General features: G+C 73.1%; 16 protein-coding genes. 5 read left to right on the forward strand and 11 right to left on the reverse strand.

What is annotated here, in order from left to right:
* Positions 1–141: 141 nt before the first annotated feature.
* Positions 142–2,214: a trypsin-like serine protease gene (locus tag ACIQUQ_RS34335; protein WP_403983941.1), complete on the forward strand. Its 2,073-nt coding sequence runs from the start codon at positions 142–144 to the stop codon at positions 2,212–2,214.
* A 14-nt stretch (positions 2,215–2,228) separates the two neighbouring features.
* On the opposite strand, the gene ACIQUQ_RS34340 is transcribed toward ACIQUQ_RS34335, so the two are convergent.
* From ACIQUQ_RS34340 to ACIQUQ_RS34350, 3 genes are all read right to left on the reverse strand, one after another.
* Positions 2,229–3,503, reverse strand: a complete 1,275-nt coding sequence (locus tag ACIQUQ_RS34340; protein ID WP_403983943.1) for an MAB_1171c family putative transporter — start codon at positions 3,501–3,503, stop codon at positions 2,229–2,231.
* Entirely contained in the window at positions 3,500–3,973 is a 474-nt protein-coding gene (locus tag ACIQUQ_RS34345; RefSeq protein WP_403983945.1) for a hypothetical protein, read from the reverse strand. Before ACIQUQ_RS34345 ends, ACIQUQ_RS34340 begins: the two co-directional genes overlap by 4 nt.
* A 424-nt stretch (positions 3,974–4,397) precedes the next feature.
* A complete protein-coding gene (locus ACIQUQ_RS34350) occupies positions 4,398–4,901 on the reverse strand; it encodes a hypothetical protein (protein ID WP_403983947.1) in 504 nt (167 codons plus the stop codon).
* Between the two features lie 274 nt (positions 4,902–5,175).
* Between ACIQUQ_RS34350 and ACIQUQ_RS34355 the strand changes: the two genes are divergently transcribed.
* Entirely contained in the window at positions 5,176–5,643 is a 468-nt protein-coding gene (locus ACIQUQ_RS34355) for a hypothetical protein (protein ID WP_403983949.1), read from the forward strand.
* Positions 5,644–5,865: 222 nt separating this feature from the next.
* Here the strand turns inward: ACIQUQ_RS34355 and ACIQUQ_RS34360 are convergent, their stop codons facing one another.
* Positions 5,866–6,564: a winged helix-turn-helix transcriptional regulator gene (locus ACIQUQ_RS34360; RefSeq protein ID WP_403983951.1), complete on the reverse strand. Its 699-nt coding sequence runs from the start codon at positions 6,562–6,564 to the stop codon at positions 5,866–5,868.
* Positions 6,565–6,687: 123 nt separating this feature from the next.
* Between ACIQUQ_RS34360 and ACIQUQ_RS34365 the strand changes: the two genes are divergently transcribed.
* On the forward strand, positions 6,688–8,103 hold the full coding sequence (locus tag ACIQUQ_RS34365; RefSeq protein WP_403983953.1) for an FAD-binding oxidoreductase: 1,416 nt from the start codon (positions 6,688–6,690) through the stop codon (positions 8,101–8,103).
* Positions 8,104–8,139: 36 nt separating this feature from the next.
* On the opposite strand, the gene ACIQUQ_RS34370 is transcribed toward ACIQUQ_RS34365, so the two are convergent.
* From ACIQUQ_RS34370 to ACIQUQ_RS34390, 5 genes are read right to left on the reverse strand one after another with little or no spacing between them, the layout of a single operon-like run.
* Positions 8,140–8,820 (reverse strand): potassium-transporting ATPase subunit C, encoded by a 681-nt coding sequence (locus tag ACIQUQ_RS34370; protein WP_403983955.1) that lies wholly within the window; start codon positions 8,818–8,820, stop codon positions 8,140–8,142.
* 6 nt (positions 8,821–8,826) lie between these two features.
* On the reverse strand, positions 8,827–11,067 hold the full coding sequence (gene kdpB / locus ACIQUQ_RS34375; protein WP_403983957.1) for a potassium-transporting ATPase subunit KdpB: 2,241 nt from the start codon (positions 11,065–11,067) through the stop codon (positions 8,827–8,829).
* Complete coding sequence (kdpA, locus tag ACIQUQ_RS34380; protein WP_403983959.1) at positions 11,064–12,728, reverse strand: potassium-transporting ATPase subunit KdpA; 1,665 nt, start codon at positions 12,726–12,728, stop codon at positions 11,064–11,066. Before kdpA ends, kdpB begins: the two co-directional genes overlap by 4 nt.
* 8 nt (positions 12,729–12,736) lie before the next feature.
* Complete coding sequence (gene kdpF, locus ACIQUQ_RS34385; protein ID WP_403983961.1) at positions 12,737–12,826, reverse strand: K(+)-transporting ATPase subunit F; 90 nt, start codon at positions 12,824–12,826, stop codon at positions 12,737–12,739.
* Positions 12,823–12,951 carry a hypothetical protein gene (locus tag ACIQUQ_RS34390; RefSeq protein ID WP_403983963.1) on the reverse strand — a complete coding sequence of 43 codons (129 nt, stop codon included), beginning with the start codon at positions 12,949–12,951 and terminating at the stop codon, positions 12,823–12,825. Before ACIQUQ_RS34390 ends, kdpF begins: the two co-directional genes overlap by 4 nt.
* 287 nt (positions 12,952–13,238) lie before the next feature.
* Here ACIQUQ_RS34390 and ACIQUQ_RS34395 point away from each other — a divergent pair, with 287 nt between their 5' ends.
* On the forward strand, positions 13,239–13,529 hold the full coding sequence (locus tag ACIQUQ_RS34395; protein ID WP_403983965.1) for a hypothetical protein: 291 nt from the start codon (positions 13,239–13,241) through the stop codon (positions 13,527–13,529).
* A 218-nt stretch (positions 13,530–13,747) separates the two neighbouring features.
* Positions 13,748–15,028 (forward strand): phosphatase PAP2 family protein, encoded by a 1,281-nt coding sequence (locus ACIQUQ_RS34400; RefSeq protein WP_403983993.1) that lies wholly within the window; start codon positions 13,748–13,750, stop codon positions 15,026–15,028.
* A gap of 122 nt (positions 15,029–15,150) precedes the next feature.
* Here ACIQUQ_RS34400 and ACIQUQ_RS34405 read toward each other — a convergent pair whose 3' ends face one another.
* Positions 15,151–16,791: a trypsin-like serine protease gene (locus ACIQUQ_RS34405; RefSeq protein WP_403983967.1), complete on the reverse strand. Its 1,641-nt coding sequence runs from the start codon at positions 16,789–16,791 to the stop codon at positions 15,151–15,153.
* Between the two features lie 2 nt (positions 16,792–16,793).
* A complete protein-coding gene (locus tag ACIQUQ_RS34410; protein ID WP_403983969.1) occupies positions 16,794–17,915 on the reverse strand; it encodes a trypsin-like serine protease in 1,122 nt (373 codons plus the stop codon).
* Positions 17,916–18,044: the final 129 nt, after the last annotated feature.

Genomic DNA, 18,044 nt, shown 5'->3' on the forward strand with positions numbered 1-18,044 from the left:
AGCTATGCTCGGGGCATCCCCAGGCCAACACTGCATCCGTAGCGATGCAGATGTGCCCAGTTTCAGCTGCTCAGGCTCTCTCCGGACTCCATCTCGCCCCGCGCTCGGCGCGACGGTGAATTTCAGGAAAGTGAAATCTCAGTGCGCATACACAGATGGCTGGCCGCTGCCACCGCGACCGCCGCGGTCGTCCTGGGGGCGCCCGTGCAGACCGCCTCCGCCGAGACCGTCCCGCCGGCCAACGCCGGTGCCGCGTTCGCGGTCGAGGACGGCGCGTACCCCTTCCGCTCGGCCGTCCTCGCCGCCACCGGCGCCGACCTCATCGCGGGTGACGGCAACATCACCCACACCTCGTGCTCCGGCCCGTACCAGATCATGGTCTGGGCGCGGAACCTGCTGACCAGCGACTCCAGGATCTGCTTCCGGGCCGGCCGGACCGGCTCCCTGACGGTGAGCATCCCGCGGGCCTACCGCATCGAGACCGTCGGGCGCGACCTCAACGCCAACATCTCCATCGACGGCGAGACCTCGAACCTCACCGTCCCCCGCGACACCACCAAGGGCTTCGGCGAGGCGGACCCGGCCGACCCCAAGCGGGCCGTGCTGCTCCAGCTGAACGTCACCGGCTCGTCCGCCCCGGTCGGAGCCGGCCAGCCGATCGGCACCGACGCGATCGCGTACCACGCGCAGCTGAACGTCGGCGGCGGCAAGCGCTTCTGCTCCGCCGCGCTCGTCGACCCGAGCTGGGTGATCGCGGCCAAGAGCTGCTTCGCCGACAAGCCGGCGGAGAGCAACACCGTCTCCGACGGCGCGCCCAAGGACGACACGACCGTGACCGTCGGCCGGAAGCTGCTCACCGTCCTCGGCGGCCACACCTCCAAGATCACCAAGCTGGTCACGCGTGCGGACCGCGACCTGGTGATGGCCCAGCTGGAGAAGCCCGCCACCGGCATCGCCCCGCTCGCGCTGTCCCGCACCGCGCCCGCGGCCGGGGAGACGCTGACCGTCGGTGGCTACGGCCGCACGGCGTCGGAGTGGGCCCCGCACGAGCTCCACACCGCCGAGTTCACCGCCGGCACCGCCTCCGCGACCGGCTTCGACATCACGCCCAAGGCCGCCGAGAGCACCCTCTGCAAGGGCGACGCCGGCGGACCGGCCGTCCGTACCGAGAACGGCAAGCCCGCCCTGGCCGGCATCACCAGCCTCACCTGGCACACCGACTGCCTCGACGGCCCCGCCGATGAGACCCGTACCGGCGGGTTCGACGCCCGGGTGGACGACATCCGCGACTGGATCCAGCAGACCCGTGCGCTCACCACCGGCTGGAAGACCGAGGCCGTGGTCCAGGGCGGCACCAAGCTGTACCAGGCGATCCGCCTGGCCGACGGCACCTGGACCGACGCCGCCGACGTCGAGGCGAAGGCCGGCACCATCGGCGGCGTCCGCGCCTCCGCCGTCGCCGGCATCAACGGCGACACCCACGTCGTCGCGCTCGGCGGTGACGGCAAGGTGCACCACACCGTCCGCAAGGCCGACGGCACCTGGGGCTCCTTCGGCGACGTGAACCAGGCCGCGAGCCCGCTGTCGAACGTCACCCAGCTGTCCGCCGTCTCCATCGGCTACGAGCTGCACGTCGTGGCCGTCGCCAACGGGCGGCCGTACCACACCGTCCGCCGCCAGGACGGCACGTGGACCGTGTTCGGTGACGTCACCGGCGCCGCCGGTCCCATCGGCACCGTGACCGCCGTGGCCACGGCCCACACGGCCGGCCAGCTCCAGGTCATCGCGGTCAGCGGCGGCAAGGCGTACCACACGCTGCGTGCCACGAACGGTACGTGGACCAAGTGGGGCGACGTCGCGGGCGCGGCCGGCGCCACCGGGCCGGTCACCGCGGTCGCCATGGCCGGCACCGGCAGCGACGCGCACGTCGTGATCGCCACCGACAACGGCACCCAGCAGTACCACTCCCTGCGCAAGGGCGACGGCACCTGGACGCCCTTCGGCAACCTGACCCCGTACCTGGGCCAGATCACGGTCAAGTCCCTCGGCGCCGGCTCGGTCGACGGTGAGCTCCAGCTCGCCGCCACCACCGCGGACGGCAAGGTGCTGCACACCACCCGGCGCGCCAACGGCACATGGGCCACGACCGCGCCGGTCGCCCTCGACGGGCTGACGGGGACCCTCGGCGGGATCGCGCTCGCGGGCACGCTGTAGGACCCCGGGACGGGTCATCGGCCCGCGGGGCGGGGGACGGCCGGCACGGCGTCCCCCGCACCCGGGCGGTGGCCCGTACCCGCCCCTGCTTCCGTGCCCGCCGCGGCTTCCGTGCCCGCCTGGGCTTCCGTGCCCGCCTCCGTGCACAGGCGGCCGGCCACCTCGGCCGCCGCGGGGGCGGAGACGGCGGCGGCGACCCTGCCCAGCCACTCGGCCTCGGTCTCCAGGTCGGCACCCTCCTGCACCAGGGCGTGCTCCGGGAACCGGGGCCGCACGCCTGCGTGTTCGGCCCGGGCCGCGAGCAGCAGGACGACCGCCTCCGCGGTCGCCTCGCGCTGCGCCGGGGAGACGGCGCCGTGGCCGGCCACGGCACGGCGCACCGCCTCGCGCTGCCCGGCCGACACGTGGCCGGACAACGCCAGCGCGCTGTCCCGGACTTCGATCACGTAGCGGTACCGGACCAGCTCGACGTCCCGCTTCAGCCCGCCGGCCAGCGGCAGGACGACCTCGGGCGTGGCCTCGGTGAGCAGCCGCCACAACGGGCGGATCGCCCGCACCTGGCGGCGCAGCCGGGCCCGCCGCGCGGTCTCGGCCAGCGAGGGCCACAGCACGCCGGTGACGAGCAGCAGCATCGTGCAGGCCAGCAGGACCTGCGTGGTGACGACGACGCCGGCGGTGCCGGGGCCCGGCCATCCGGCCGCACCGGCCAGCAGGTGGACCAGCCGGTGCACGGCGTACAGGAGGCCGCAGCTGCAGGCCAGGCCGAGCAGCCGCATGGAGGTCCGCGACGGGCCGGGCGAGGCGTGCCGCCCGTACCGGCGGCACAGCCGGATCCCGCTCACGACGGCGTGCAGGACGTACCCGAGGAAGATCGTCCAGTACGCGGTCATCGACGGTGACCGGACCGCGAGCAGGTACGCCTCACCGTCCGGCAGGGGCGTCGCGGCGAAGGCCACCACCAGACCGGCCTCCGCCAGTCCCAACAGGAACCACGGCGAACGCACTTGACGCCGCCCCCGGTGTCCGGACAGTTCCCTGATGAACGCGCCGAGCACCCCCATCGCGGCGAGCGACAGCATGTGGACCGGCAGGTTCGTGAAGCTCTGCACGCCGACCGCGTGGTCGATGTGGCGGCGCACGGCGGGCGAGCCGATGGTGAACGCGAGGGCGAAGACGGCCCACATGACCCACATGACGCGGTGCTGCCGCGGGGCCGCCCGCAGGCTCGGCGCCTTGCAGAGCACGAGCAGCCACAGCGGCGGCAGCACGCACCACTCGAAGACCCTCACCGGAACCTCGGCGTGGTCCGCGGGGAGAAGGCGCGCAGTACGCGCCGCAGTGCGTCCGCGGCGTCGCGGCCGGCCGTCGGCAGGGCCGCGGGCGCCGCGTCGAAGTGCTGCCACATGAGGGAGGCCAGGAGTTCGGCCTCCTGCTCCTGCCGCGTCGTGGCCTTCGTCCGGGTGCGGCCCAGCAGTCGAGCGGCCATCGCGGGGTCGAGGTCCGGGAAGAGCTGCGCGAGCATCGCGGGCTCCGGAGCCGTCTGCTCCCGGTGGTCGAGCAGGATGTGCGCGAGCTCGTGCAGGATGATGTGCGTCTGGTGGGGCCGGCTGGTCACCACGTTGTAGTAGACGTGGTCCGCCGTCCCGAAGGCCACCCACATGCCGCACGCCCCCGTGGCCGCCGGCATCGCCGCGGGCATCGGGAGGAGCCGCAGCGGCCGGCCGCGCTCCGCGGCGACGGCCTCACAGAGGTGCTCCACCTCGAACGGATGTGGCAGATCGAAGCGTTGGACGATCCTCCGGCACCTCGTCCTCAGCTCGCGCCCGTCGTGCACCGTGCTGGTCATTGTGTTCCGTGCCCCCCGATACCGCTCCCGGCACAGCCGTGCCCGGTCAGACTTCCCCGGGCTGCACGCTAGAGATCCAGACGCGTCCAGAACAAGTCGGGCCGGAGTGCGAGACGTCCCGGACCGTCCCACGGGAAGCCCTGGGACACCCCGGAACGCCCGGCTCCGCGGCGTCCGGGGCCGTCCGCGCCGGGGAAACACGGGGTACGGGATCCCGGGGCAGCCGCAGCCGCGAGAGGCGTTCCCCCCGACCCGGGGCGTTCCGCATCCGGGACGGCGGGACGGCATGGAGCTGCCCGACGGCGGGCAGGGGCGGCCACGCCGTTCCGCCGGTGGGTCAGGGCGCCGTCGGCGCCGGCCCCTCCGCACTCCGGCTCCCCGGCCGGGCGTCGCCCTGCTCGATGAGGGACCGTACGGCCTCGATCCCCTGGGTCGACATGGTCGCCACCGCCGCCGCACGCAGCGCGACGGAGCGCACGTCGTTGGCCCGCATCGCGGCGATCAGTGCGAGCTGCGCGGAGACGCGGGCCTCGACCTCGTCGTCGATGAAGTAGGCGAGCGGCACGCCGAAGAACTCGCCGAGCACGCGCAGCGTCCCGACGGTGGGGTTGTCCGCCTTCCCCTTGGCCAGGGCCCACAGCCGGCCCACCGACAGCTTCGGATCGCCCGGCCCCGCGGCGTCCTTGATGCCGTCGACGACCTCCTGGAGGGTGTACCGCCTCCCCAGCGGCTGCACGTACGCGAAGAGGTACTCGATCCGCCGGGCGAGCAGCGCCACCGCCGCGTCGGGCGAGCCTTCCGCGACCGCGTCCGCGGACGACTCCTGTGCCTCGTCGATCATGACCTGCTCTCCTCATACCGTCTGGTGGCACGATATCCCGCGGAAGCCCGCCGGACACCGGTCCGGCCACCCCTCTGATGCGGAGCCCGAGGCGACCCCGAGCCCGGCCGGCATCGGCGTGCACCGTCCTGGTGGCGGTGTCCCGGACGTCGTTGCCGAACGGTCCGGTCGCCTGGCGCGGCGGCAGCGCGGCGCACGCCGGGCATGCTGGAGGCCCGCATAACGGTGGAGCACCTCAAGACCAGGTGCTCCCCCTGCCATGGAGACGAAGAGCATGACCGACTACGGATTCGCCCGGGCCTCCGATGAAACCCTCGGCATCCGGAACGACCTGGCACAGCAGGTGATCCGGGCACTGGGGGACGCCGGCCTGCCTGCCTTCCGTGAAGGGGAGGCCGGCAGTGCCGACCGGGCCGGCGCGGTGATCCACGTCGAACCGGACGCCGAGACGATGTCGGCTGCCGTGTCCGTCACGTGGCGATGTGATTCCGGCAAGCTGCAATCGGCTGTGGAGGATCTCGCGTCGGGCCGTGCCGATACCCCGGCCACCCGCTACCCGGGCGTGATCGGCGCGCACATGCAGCTGCCACTCGTCAGGATTTTGCTGGCGGCAGGAATCATCGCCACCCCGACCCACGACTGTACGGACCCGAATCACGTCCTCGTGTTCGGCCGGGTATCCGACCTTCCACCCGCTCTGAGGCCCGGCGCGGGACCCCTCCGGTCAAGAGCGAGCGGGTGAGCCCCACCGTCACCCCGGCGGCCGTCCTCGTGGTGCCCGGTCAGGGAGCCAGGGTGATGCCGGAAGGGGGAGGCGGTCTGGGCGGCCGGCGAGGTGGGGTGGCGGGTTCAGGCGGTGGACGCCGGGCGGGACGATCCGGGTGCGGAGGGCGCGGACGACGTGGGCGGCCACCAGGCCCTTCGCGCGGCTCTGGCGCGGCCGTTCAACGTCGGGCGGCGTGCGTCAGGCCGCTGTGGCCGGTGGAGGGCTCGGGGCCGGTTTGACGTGGGCGAAGGCGCTCTTCGCGTTCCATGTGGGGAAGGCCCGTACCAGCCGCGAGGGGCCGTGGAGGCGGATGCGGCCGTCGCGGGTGGCCTCGGCCCAGGCGAGCCGGCCGGCGTGCCACTTCACGAAGGCCTCCGCCTCCGCGGTGACGTACAGGTCCTCGTCGACGCCCGGGTACGTCCTGCAGATCTCGGTCTCCGCGTGCTCGATCAGCAGCCAGTACCGCTCCGGTCCCCGGGGGCCGGTGAAGTCGAAGCGGATGACCACCCGCCGGTCCGGGAGCCGGTCCCGGCGGAGCGCGTTGCACATCGACCACAGGGCCACGAAGGGATCGAGGTGCTCGGGGGCGATCTCCAGCCAGCGGGCGCCCCATTCGCCGAGCGACCCGCAGACCTTGAACAGGTCGCGGCCCGCGGGCGTCAGCTCGTAGTGGCGTCCGTGCCCGTCGGACTTGGGCGCCGACGCGACGATCCCGAGCCGCTCGAGCTGCTTGAGCCGCTGCGAGAGCAGGGTGCGGGAGAGCCCGGGGGCGCCTTCGAGGATCTCGCCGAAGCTCCCGCAGCCCAGGTGCAGGTTGCGGATGATCACCGGGGTCCAGCGCTCGGCGAAGATCTCGGCCCCACGGGCGATGGGGCAGTACTGGCCGTAGCTCCGCACGGGAACAGTGTCCCGCGTCCGGCTTCGGGCGGGAAGTCCAGATTCGTGACTTCACGGCCAGCGCCCGCCGGTGTGCGATGGAGTCCTCCGGAAGGGGAGCGCACCGGCGAGGAGGCGACCACGATGGAGATCAACGGAATCAGGGGAAACAAGGGACTCGGGGGACTCGGGGGACTCGGGGGATTCCGGGGCCGGCTGATCACCGCCGGCGACCCCGGCTACGACACGGCCCGCGCCGTGTGGAACGGCGCCGTCGACCGCCGCCCCCGGCTGATCGCCCGGTGCGCCGGGACCGCCGACGTCGCCGCGGCCGTACGGTACGCCCGCGACCGGGGTCTGGAGATCTCCGTACGCGGCGGGGGCCACAACGTGGGCGGCACGGCGGTGTGCGACGGCGGGGTCGTCGTCGACCTCTCGGACATGCGGGCCGTGTCCGTCGACCCCGCCGGCCGGACGGCGTCCGTGCGCGGCGGCGCCCTGTGGGGTGACGTCGACCGCGCGACCGGGGCCCACGGGCTGGCCACCACCGGCGGCATCGTGAGCCACACCGGTGTCGGCGGGCTCACCCTCGGCGGGGGCATCGGTTTCCTGATGCGCAGGTACGGGATGGCCGTCGACAACCTGCTGGCCGCCGAGGTGGTGACCGCGGAGGGCGACACCGTCCGGGCCTCCGCGGAGGAGAACCCGGACCTCTTCTGGGCGCTGCGCGGTGGCGGCGGGAACTTCGGTGCCGTCACCGGGTTCCGCTTCGCCCTGCACCCCCTCGGCCCGGCCGTGATGGCCGGAGCCGTGTTCTGGGCGGCCGACGACACGGCGGAAGTCCTGCGGTTCTACCGGGACTTCGCCGCCGCGGCACCCGACGAACTCGGCACCGTCGTCAGGCTCGGCACCGTCCCTCCGCTGCCCGCCGTCCCGGCGCACCTGCACGGACGACCGGCCGTCGCCGTTGCCTGCTGCCACGCCGGCACGGTCGAGGAAGGTGAACGGGCGGTACGGGAACTCCGCTGCTTCGGAAGGCCGTTGGCGGACCTGCTCGCGCCCGTGCCGTACGCCGACTTCCAGGCCGGCTTCGACGACACCGTCCCCCACGGGTGGCACTACCACTGGAAGTCCACGCACCTCACGGGCCTCTCCGACGACGTCGTCGCAGCCCTCGCCGGCCACGCGTACCGCGCCGGCTCGCCCCGTTCGTACGCGGCGCTGTTCCACCTGGGGGGCGCCGTCGCCCGCGTGCCCGCCGACGCCACCGCGTACGCCGCCCGCGACGTGACCCACACCATCGTGATCGACGGCGCCTGGCTGCCCGGGGAGGCGGCCGCGCACGCCGCGGCCGAGACGGCCTGGGTACGGAGCTTCCTCCACGCCCTCGCGCCGCACCGGGCCGGCGGTGTCTACGTCAACTTCCTCGACGCCGACGACGACGCCCCGCGCGTCCGGGAGGCCTACGGCGAGCCCGCCTACCGCCGCCTCGCCCAGGTCAAGGCCAAGTACGACCCGGACAACGCCTTCCACCACAACAAGAACATCCGCCCCGAGTGACCGGCAGCCATGCCCTGCCCCGACGGTGAGGAGCCGTCAGCCCCTGCCCGTCAGGGACTGGAGCGCCACGTTCAGCCGGAGGACGTTGACGCGGGGCTCGCCCATGAAGCCGAGGGTGCGGCCTTCCGTGTGGGCCGCGACGAGCTGCTCCACCCGGGCCACCGGCAGGCCGTTCCGCTCCGCGACGCGGTGCACCTGGAGTTCGGCGTAGGCGGGGGAGATGTGCGGGTCGAGGCCGGAGCCGGACGAGGTCACGGCGTCGGCCGGCACGTCGGACGGCTGCACCGCGTACGTCGCCGTGGTGTTGTCGGCGACCACCGCCGCCTTCGCCGCCTCGACCGCCTTCACGAGGTCCCGGTTGTCGGCGGCCTTGTTGGTGGCGCCGGACACGAGGAGCGCGTACTGGGTGTTGACGCTGTTGGAGCCCAGACCGGCGGACGGGCGCGGCTGGAACCATCTGAGGTCCGGCCGCGCGGGCTCGTCGGCGTCGTCCGGGTCCTTCTTCGGCAGGTCGTAGCGCTGGCCGATCAGCGAGGAGCCGACGACCTCGCCGCCCGCGCCGGTGATCTCGGAGCCGTTGGCCTGGCCGTTGAAGAGGGTCTGGGCGATGCCGGTGACGGCGAGCGGGTAGAGCACGCCGCAGACCACGGTCAGGACGAGGAGGGCGCGCAGGCCGGCGCCGAGCAGCCGCGCCGTGGTGGGGACGGAGTTGTTCACAGCAGATCAGCCGATTCCGGGGATGAGGGAGAGAGCCAGGTCGATGAGCTTGATGCCGATGAACGGGGCGACCAGGCCGCCGAGTCCGTACAGGCCGAGGTTGCGGCGGAGCATCCGGTCCGCGCTGGTCGGCTTGTACTGCACGCCCCTCAGGGCGAGCGGCACCAGTGCGACGATGATCAGCGCGTTGAAGACGACGGCGGAGAGGATCGCGGACTCGGGGGAGGCCAGGCCCATGATGTTGAGCTTGTCCAGGCCCGGGTAGACCACCGCGAACATCGCGGGGATGATCGCGAAGTACTTCGCCACGTCGTTGGCGATGGAGAAGGTCGTCAGCGCGCCGCGGGTGATCAGGAGCTGCTTGCCGATCTCGACGATCTCGATCAGCTTGGTGGGGTCGGAGTCCAGGTCCACCATGTTCCCGGCCTCCTTGGCGGCCGAGGTGCCGGTGTTCATCGCCACGCCGACGTCCGCCTGGGCCAGCGCCGGGGCGTCGTTCGTGCCGTCGCCGGTCATCGCGACGAGCTTGCCGCCGGCCTGCTCGCGCTTGATGAGGGCCATCTTGTCCTCGGGGGTGGCCTCGGCGAGGAAGTCGTCGACGCCCGCCTCCTCGGCGATGGCCTTCGCGGTCAGCGGGTTGTCGCCCGTGATCATGACCGTCCTGATGCCCATCCGGCGCAGCTCCTCGAACCGCTCCCGCATGCCGGGCTTGACCACGTCCTTGAGGTGGATGACGCCCAGGATCCGGGCGCCGCGGTCGTCCTCGACCGCCACGAGGAGCGGGGTGCCGCCGGACTCGGAGACGCTGTCGGCGAGGGGGCCGGCGTCGTCCGCGACGGTGCCGCCGCGCTCCCGTACCCAGGCGATGACCGACCCGGCCGCGCCCTTGCGGATCCTCCGGCCGTCGACGTCGACGCCGGACATGCGGGTCTGGGCGGTGAACCCGATCCACTCCGCGTGGGCGAGCTCGCCCCGGTGGCGCTCGCGCAGCCCGTACGCCTCCTTCGCCAGGACCACGACCGAGCGGCCCTCGGGGGTCTCGTCGGCCAGGGAGGAGAGCTGGGCGGCGTCGGCGACCTCGGCCCGGGTGGTGCCCCGCACGGGGACGAAGCCGGCGGCCTGGCGGTTGCCGAGGGTGATGGTGCCGGTCTTGTCGAGCAGCAGCGTGGACACGTCGCCCGCGGCCTCGACGGCGCGGCCGGACATGGCCAGGACGTTGCGCTGGACCAGCCGGTCCATGCCGGCGATGCCGATCGCGGACAGCAGGGCGCCGATGGTGGTGGGGATCAGGCAGACCAGCAGGGCGGCGAGCACGATCATCGACTGCTCGGCGCCCGCGTAGATCGCGAAGGGCTGCAGGGTGACGACGGCCAGCAGGAAGACGACGGTGAGGGACGCCAGCAGGATGTTGAGGGCGATCTCGTTCGGGGTCTTCTGCCGCGCCGCGCCCTCGACCAGGTTGATCATCCGGTCGATGAACGTCTCACCGGGCCTCGTCGTGATCTTGATGACGATCCGGTCGGACAGCACCTTCGTGCCGCCGGTGACCGCGCTGCGGTCGCCGCCGGACTCGCGGATGACGGGCGCCGACTCGCCGGTGATCGCGGACTCGTCGACGGAGGCGACGCCCTCGACGACGTCGCCGTCGCCGGGTATGACGTCGCCCGCCTCGCACACGACCAGGTCGCCGATGCGCAGCTCGGTGCCGGGTACGGACTCCTCGTCGCCGGCGGACGTCAGGCGGCGGGCGACGGTGTCGGTCTTGGCCTTCCGCAGCGTGTCGGCCTGGGCCTTGCCGCGGCCCTCGGCGACCGCCTCGGCCAGGTTCGCGAAGATCGTGGTCAGCCACAGCCAGGCCGCGATGGCCCAGCCGAACCAGTCGCCCGGGTCGGTGAAGGCCAGGACGGTGGTGAGGACCGAGCCGATCTCGACGACGAACATGACCGGCGACCTGACCATGACGCGCGGGTCGAGCTTGCGCACCGCGTCCGGGAGGGACCTGAGCAGCTGCGCGGGGTCGAAGAGACCGCCGCCCACCCGCCCTTCGCCCGGCCGGTGGCCGGCGGGCACGTCCCGGTGCGGGGCACGGGCGGCAGTGGCCGCGCCGGTGCCGGTGGCCGGGCCGGTGGCGGTGGCGGTGGCTGTGCCGGTGCCGGTGGTGCCGGCCAGGCCGGTCGAGGTGGAGGTGGCGGTGGAGGTGTCCTTGGCCGGGGGCATGGCGTCCTGCTTCTCTACGTCCGTGGTCATGACGCCAGCCCTTCGGCGAGCGGACCCAGCGCGAGCGCCGGGAAGTAGGTCAGACCGGTGATGATCATGATGGAGCCGACCAGCAGGCCGGTGAACAGCGGCTTCTCGGTGCGCAGCGTGCCTGCCGTCGCGGGGACGGGGCGCTGCTCGGCGAGCGAGCCGGCGAGCGCGAGGACGAACACCATGGGGAGGAAGCGGCCCAGGAGCATCGCCAGGCCCATCGTGGTGTTGTACCACTGGGTGTCGGCGTTGAGGCCGCCGAAGGCCGAGCCGTTGTTGTTGGCGCCCGACGTGTACGCGTACAGCACCTCGGAGAAGCCGTGCGCCCCGGAGTTGAGCATCGAGTGCGGCGGGGTGGGCAGGGCCATCGCGGCGGCGGTGAAGCACAGCACCAGGGCCGGGGTGACCAGGAGGTAGCAGGCCGCGAACTTGATCTCGCGGGTGCCGATCTTCTTGCCGAGGTACTCGGGGGTGCGGCCGACCATCAGGCCGGCGATGAACACCGCGATGACCGCCATGACGAGCATCCCGTACAGGCCGGACCCCACGCCGCCGGGCGCGATCTCGCCGAGCTGCATGCCGAGCAGCTGGATGCCGCCGCCGAAGCCGGTGTACGAGGAGTGGAAGGAGTTGACGGCGCCGGTGGACGTCAGCGTCGTCGCGACCGAGAAGACCGCCGAGGCGCCGACGCCGAACCGGGTCTCCTTGCCCTCCAGCGCGCCGCCCGCCGCCTGGAGCGCGGGACCGTGGTGCGCGAACTCCGTCCACATCATCAGGGCGGTGAAGCCGAGCCAGATCGTGGCCATCGTGGCGAGGATGGCGTAGCCCTGCTTCGGGCTGCCGACCATCCGGCCGAAGGTGCGGGTCAGCGCGAACGGGATGACCAGGATCAGGAAGACCTCGAAGAGGTTGGAGAACGGGGTCGGGTTCTCGAAGGGGTGGGCGGAGTTGGCGTTGAAGTAGCCGCCGCCGTTGGTGCCCAGCTCCTTGATGACCTCCTGCGACGCGACCGCGCCGCCGTTCCACTGCTGGGTTCCCCCGGTGAACTGGCCGACCTCGTGGATCCCGGCGAAGTTCTGGATCGCGCCGCACGCGACCAGCACGACCGCGCCGATCACCGACAGGGGCAGCAGGATCCGTATGGTGCCGCGCACCAGGTCGGCCCAGAAGTTGCCGAGCTCGCCGGTGCGGGACCGCGCGAAGCCGCGTACGAGCGCCACGGCGACGGCCATGCCGACCGCGGCGGACACGAAGTTCTGCACCGCCAGGCCGCCGGTCTGCACGACGTGGCCCATGGCCTGCTCGCCCGCGTACGACTGCCAGTTGGTGTTGGCCACGAAGGAGGCGGCCGTGTCGAAGGCCTGGTCCGGGTCGATGGCCCGGAAGCCGAGTGAGCCGGGCAGGACGCCCTGGGCCCGCTGGAGGACGTACAGGAAGAGGACGCCGACCGCGGAGAACGCGAGGACACCGCGCAGGTACGCGGGCCAGCGCATCCCGCTGTCCGGGTCGGCGCCGATGGCCTTGTAGAGCCACCGTTCGGGTGCGTAGTGCTTCTCGGAGGAGTAGACCCCGGCCATGTGGTCGCCGAGCGGCCGGTAGGCCAGGGCGAGCGCGGCCATGAGGGCGAGGAGCTGGAGCACGCCAGCCGTCTGGGAACTCATGGGTGTGCTCAGAACCTCTCCGGCTTGACGAGGGCGAGGACGAGGTAACCCAGCAGGGCGACGGCCACGAGCAGGCCGACGATGTTCTCGGTGGTCACAGCTTGGTCACCCCCTTGGCGACGAGACCCACCAGCGCGAAGACCGCGATCGTGGTGAGGACGAAGGCCAGATCGGCCATCGCGAGCTCCTGTGGACGAAGTGATGAAGTGCTTTCCGGCCTCACTGGCCTGGACCGATCACACCCCACACCGGGAGCGGTGCCGACGGCCTTGACGCCCTCCATACGGCCCGCGGGGATCCCTTGACGCGTTTCTGACGCCTCTGGCGGGAGCCCGGCGGGCGTGGTGTGATGAAAGTGGCGGAAAGAGCCGGAGTGAGGATGCGGAGGAGCGGCCGGCGGCCGTGCACCGCACAATCAGGACCCGCGAGAAGTGGGCGGACTCTTTCCGTCCTCACGTGGTGGGCCCGCAGGGGCACGCAGAGGACCGCGCCGCGACGAGGTGAGCACTCATGGAATCGACATCGTGGACCACGCCCGGGGTGTTCGCCGGGCCCGGAGGCGTCCTCACCGAGGACGGCGGGACCCTGACCGGCGAACTCACCGTGCACACCGAATGGGAGCAGGGCCGGGCTCGCGTGGCCGTCCAGTACCAGGACGGCGGGGAGTGGTACGCCCTGGCGGGCAGCCCGGTGGCCTGTCCCGATCCGGGGGTGAGCCGGACGGTTCACCAGAGCGCGGTCGAGGCCGTGCGGGCGGGCGGCGCGGTGCGTTTCGCGCCCCGGGTGATCCCCGCGGCCTGAAGCAGATCGTTTCCGGCAGCCGATTCCGTTAACATGTTCGAACTTCTCATTCGATCATTTTGAATTGTAAACAAATCGGCTGAAAATTGATATCTCACACAGGGCGAACTCTTTCACACGGGGACGCCGCGAACGCCGCTGCCGCCAAGGCCACCGGAAGCTCCGCCGCGGAGGGCCCCGGCGGCGACCCCGCCCCCGGCGGGCGGAGACGGCTCGCGCTGTGGGCCGCCGCGGGTGCGGTGGGCCTCGGGTTCCTCGTCGCGCTGGAGATCGCGGCGCGCCACTACGGCGTGCCCGGACCGATCACCACCCAGGCACGCGAGGTGATCTTCGCGCCCCGGTCCGCGCCGCTGCTCTACGGCAGCATGGCGCTGATGATGGTGGTGCTCACCTGGCGGCAGCGGTTCATCGCGGCCGGTGCGGCGATCGCCATCGACCTCGTCTTCTTCCTGGTGCGCTGGGGGGTCGGTGCCGAGCAGATGCCGGGCAACGGCCCCCTGCTGGTGGTGCTGGCCCACGTGGTCGTCGCCCTCACCCGCCGCACCGGCCGTGACCGCGTCCTGCTGCTGAAGGGCGTCGGACTCGCCCTGCTCCTGGTGGCCGGCCGCAAGACCGGCTACACCTGGCTGATGATCACGTCGAAGACCCGTCCCACGGTCCTCGACCAGTACGTCGCCACCGCCGACCACGCACTCGGCAACCCCTCCTGGGTGGTGGGCCGGATCGTCGAGGCCACCGGCTCCGTCGGCGCCCACGTCCTCGACTGGGTCTACATCCAGCTCGCCGTCGCCGCGATCGTCGTGGCCGTGTACCAGCTGCGCAACGTGGCGGCCGACCGCCGCTTCCCCGGTCACCACCTGGTGCGCACGTTCCTGGTCATCGGCCTGCTCGGTCCCGGCATCTACATGATCTACCCGGTGGTCGGGCCGATCTTCGCGTACGGCGCCGACGGCGGGCACTGGGCGGTGGCGAACCTGTGGCCGCACACCCCGCCGGCCCTCACCACCCCGCAGCCGATGCCCTTCGACGAGGTCACCCCGCGCAACTGCATGCCCAGCCTGCACACCGCCTGGGCCACGGCGATCTTCATCCACTCCCGCAAGGGGCCACTGGCCCTGCGGCTGCTGGGCGTCTTCTGGCTGGTCACCACGCTCGGCGCCACGCTGGGCTTCGGCTACCACTACGGCGCCGACATCATCGCCGGCGTGGTGTTCACCCTCACCATCGAGGCCGCCCTCCGCGCGCTCGACCGCGGCTGGGACCGGCGCGGCGTCCTGCTCGTCGGACACGGCACCGTGGTCTTCGCCGCGCTGCTCGCCTCGTACCGCTACCTCCCGGTGGAGATGGCCGGTCTGCCCTGGCTCTACGGGCCGCTCCTCGTCCTGGCGACCGGCTCGGTGGTGTACGGCTACGTACGCACCACCCGGCACTGGGACCGGCAGCCGACGGCCGTACGCGTGCCGGAACAGCGGCGCGAACCGCAGCCGGAACGGGTCTGACCGGAGCAGGTCCGGCCCGGTGAGGTCCGGTCCGGCCCGGTGAGGTCCGAGAGAACACACGGCGAGGGGCCGTTCCGGAGCGATCCGGAACGGCCCCTCGGCCGTCGGCGGCCCGGAAGCCGTCAGAGGGTGCCGGCGAGGTCGACCGGACCCGGGGTGCCCGGCAGGCCCTGCAGGGTCACCGGAAGGGTCTTCGCCCACGTGCGGTCGGCGTGCCGCACGGTGTGCAGGACACGGCCGTCGGCGGTGGTGACCGCCACCTGGAGCTCGCCGTCCACGCCGGCCGCGGCGACGGAGCCCGCGGTGACGTTCCCGAGGACGCCCGCGAGGTCGCCGAAGGAGTCCCAGCGGCCGTCCGCCTTGCGGATGGCGTGGTACTGGCGGGTGCCGCCGTCGGTGGAGACGACCACGTGCGCGTCACCACCGGTGCCGGCCATCGCCACCGAGGTGACCGGACCGGTCGGGCCGGCCGCCTGCGCGACGTTCCCCCACGCCGTCCAGTGCCCGGTCGGGGCGCGGAGCGCGTGCAGGGCCTTGCCGCCGCTGACGGCGATCACCTGGAGCGCGCCGCCCGCACTGGCCGTGGCCACCTGGGTGACGGCGCCGACCGGGCCGGTGGCCGCCTCGACGTCGCCGAACGGGGTCCAGTGGCCGGTGGCGTTCCGCACGGTGTGGAACACCCGGCCGCCCGCGACGGCGACGACGTGCAGGTCGGCGCCGACGGAGACGGTGGACACCTGGGTGACGTTCTCCAGGGTGCCCGCCACCGCGCCGATGTGCCCGAAGGAGCCCCACCGGCCGTCCGCCGTGCGGATGGTGTGGTGCAGGCGCCCGTCGGCGGCCAGGACCACCACGTGCGTGTCGCCGTTGATGCCGGCGACGGAGGCCGCGCGGACGCCGCCGACGCTGCCCGCCGCGGCCTGGACGTCGGTGGAGCCGGTCCAGGTGCCGTCCGCCAGCCGGACGGCCTGGTGGAGACCGCCGCCGCTCTGCACGAGGGCCTCCGTCTTCCAGCCCGGGGCCAGCGCGCGGGTCTGCGCGATCCAGCCGGCCAGGCCGTCGGCGCGCACCGCGACGGCGTCCGTACGGGTCTCCGCCGGGTCCGTGCCGAGGCAGCCCGCACCCCAGGAACGGCTGCTCAGCGCGACCAGCGTGCCGTCCGCGGCCAGTACGGGACCGCCCGCGTCGCCCTTGCAGACACCCGCCCCGGACCTGCCCTTGAGCCTCAGGGTGACGGCGTCCGAGGCGACGGCGTCGAAGGAGCCGGAGTGTGCCCTGCCGGGCACCCAGTCGGCCTTGGTACGGCCGAAGCCGGCCGCGGTGACGGTGGTGCCGGCGGCGGGACCGGAGGCGGCGAGCCGGACCGGGGTGACGCCGGTGACCGGCCGGGCGAGCTGCGCGAGCACCAGCTGCCGGTCCTCGCGGGGCGCGAGGGCGGTCAGCTCGACGGTCTGGGTGCCGAGGACGGCGGTGGACTTCCGGGCCGGCTTGCCGGCCGCCACCCGCTCGCCGGGCCGGCCCGCGAAGCAGTCGGCCGCGGTGAGCAGGGCGTCGGCGGCGACGAGGACGGCGGAGCAGGCGCGGGCGGTGTCGCCCTCGCCGATGGTGAGGCGGGCGGTGTGGGCGAGCGCGCCGTCGGCGGCGGGCGTGCCCGTCAGGGCCGAGGCGGGGACGGCCAGCAGGCCGGCGGCGACGGCGGCGACGGCGGTGGCCGTCACGGCCGTCGTGGCCGTACGGGCGGACCGCTTGCGGGAGTCGGACACGGTCAGACCTTCTTCCAGAGGTTGTTGGGCCTGCCGTTGCACCACCACAGACCGATCGGCGAGGCGTTCTCCGTCTTCTCGCCGTTGACGTTGAGGCACAGGCCGTTCGCGGCGTCGGTGATGGTGCCGTCCGCGTTGACGTTCCACTTCTGGGCCGCCTCGCCGTTGCACGGCCAGGAGATGAGCCGGGCCCCCGCCTTCGCCACGCCGCCGGACGGGGTGACGCACATGTCGCCGAAGACCCGGAGCTCCTTGGCGTCGGTGTACGTGAACTGCTGGTTCGGGCCGCCCCAGGCGTCCCAGATCTGGACCGGCGCGTCCCACGCGGGACCCGCCACGTCCAGGGCGCGGTTCGAGCCGGCGCCGATCAGGGCGAAGGTCGAGGCGATGGTCTTCTCGATCCACGGCCTGATGTCGTCCGTGCGGGCGGCGACGGCTCCCGTACGGGTCTCCGTCGGCGCGGTGCCGAGGCACCCGCCCTGCCAGGAGAGGCTGGAGACGCCCGCGAGCTCGGCGCCGGCGCCGGTGCCGCGCAGCAGCGGGCCGCCGGTGTCGCCCTTGCAGATCGCGTCGCCGGCGGTGCCGTTGCCGGTGACGGAGACGGTCGTCGCGGAGGTGCCGGTGACGCCGAAGCGGCCGGTGTGGAGCTTGCCGGGCACCCACGCGGTCTTGGTGCGGCCGAAGCCGGCGGCCGTGACGCCTTCGCCCTGGGCCGGGGCCGACGCGGCCGTCTTGACAGGCGTGATGCCGGTGACAGGGCGCTCGAGCCGGGCCAGCACCAGGTCGCGGTCGTCCCGGGGCCTCAGCTCGGTGACGGGCAGCACCTGGCCGTTGGCGAAGGTGGCGGTGGCCTTGCGGGCCGGCTTGCCGGCGGGCACCGGCGCGCCGGGGCGGTCGGCGAAGCAGCTGGCGGCGGTGGCCAGCCACAGGTCGTCGACCAGGGTGGCGGTGCAGGCCCGGCTCGCGGTGTCCTCGCCGACGGCGAGCTTCGCGGTGAAGGCGTACTGGCCGTCGGCGGCCGGGGTGCCGACCACCGCCTGGGCGGTGCCGGTGGAGATCATCGAGGTGAGGGTGACGGCGGTGAGCGTCGCACCCGTCCACGCACGTGCGCGGATCTTGGACATGTCGTTCCTCTGGTGCCTCGTGCGGAGGCGGAAGTTCTCGGAAGGCGGCCGCACCCGGGGCCCGGACGGGGTGTCCGGGCGCGGGAGGGTGCGGCCGCCGGGGATCGGCGGACCGGGACGCGGTCCCGT

The sequence above is a fragment of the Streptomyces sp. NPDC101118 genome, from assembly GCF_044759445.1.
In the GTDB taxonomy this organism is placed as follows: Bacteria; Actinomycetota; Actinomycetes; order Streptomycetales; family Streptomycetaceae; genus Streptomyces.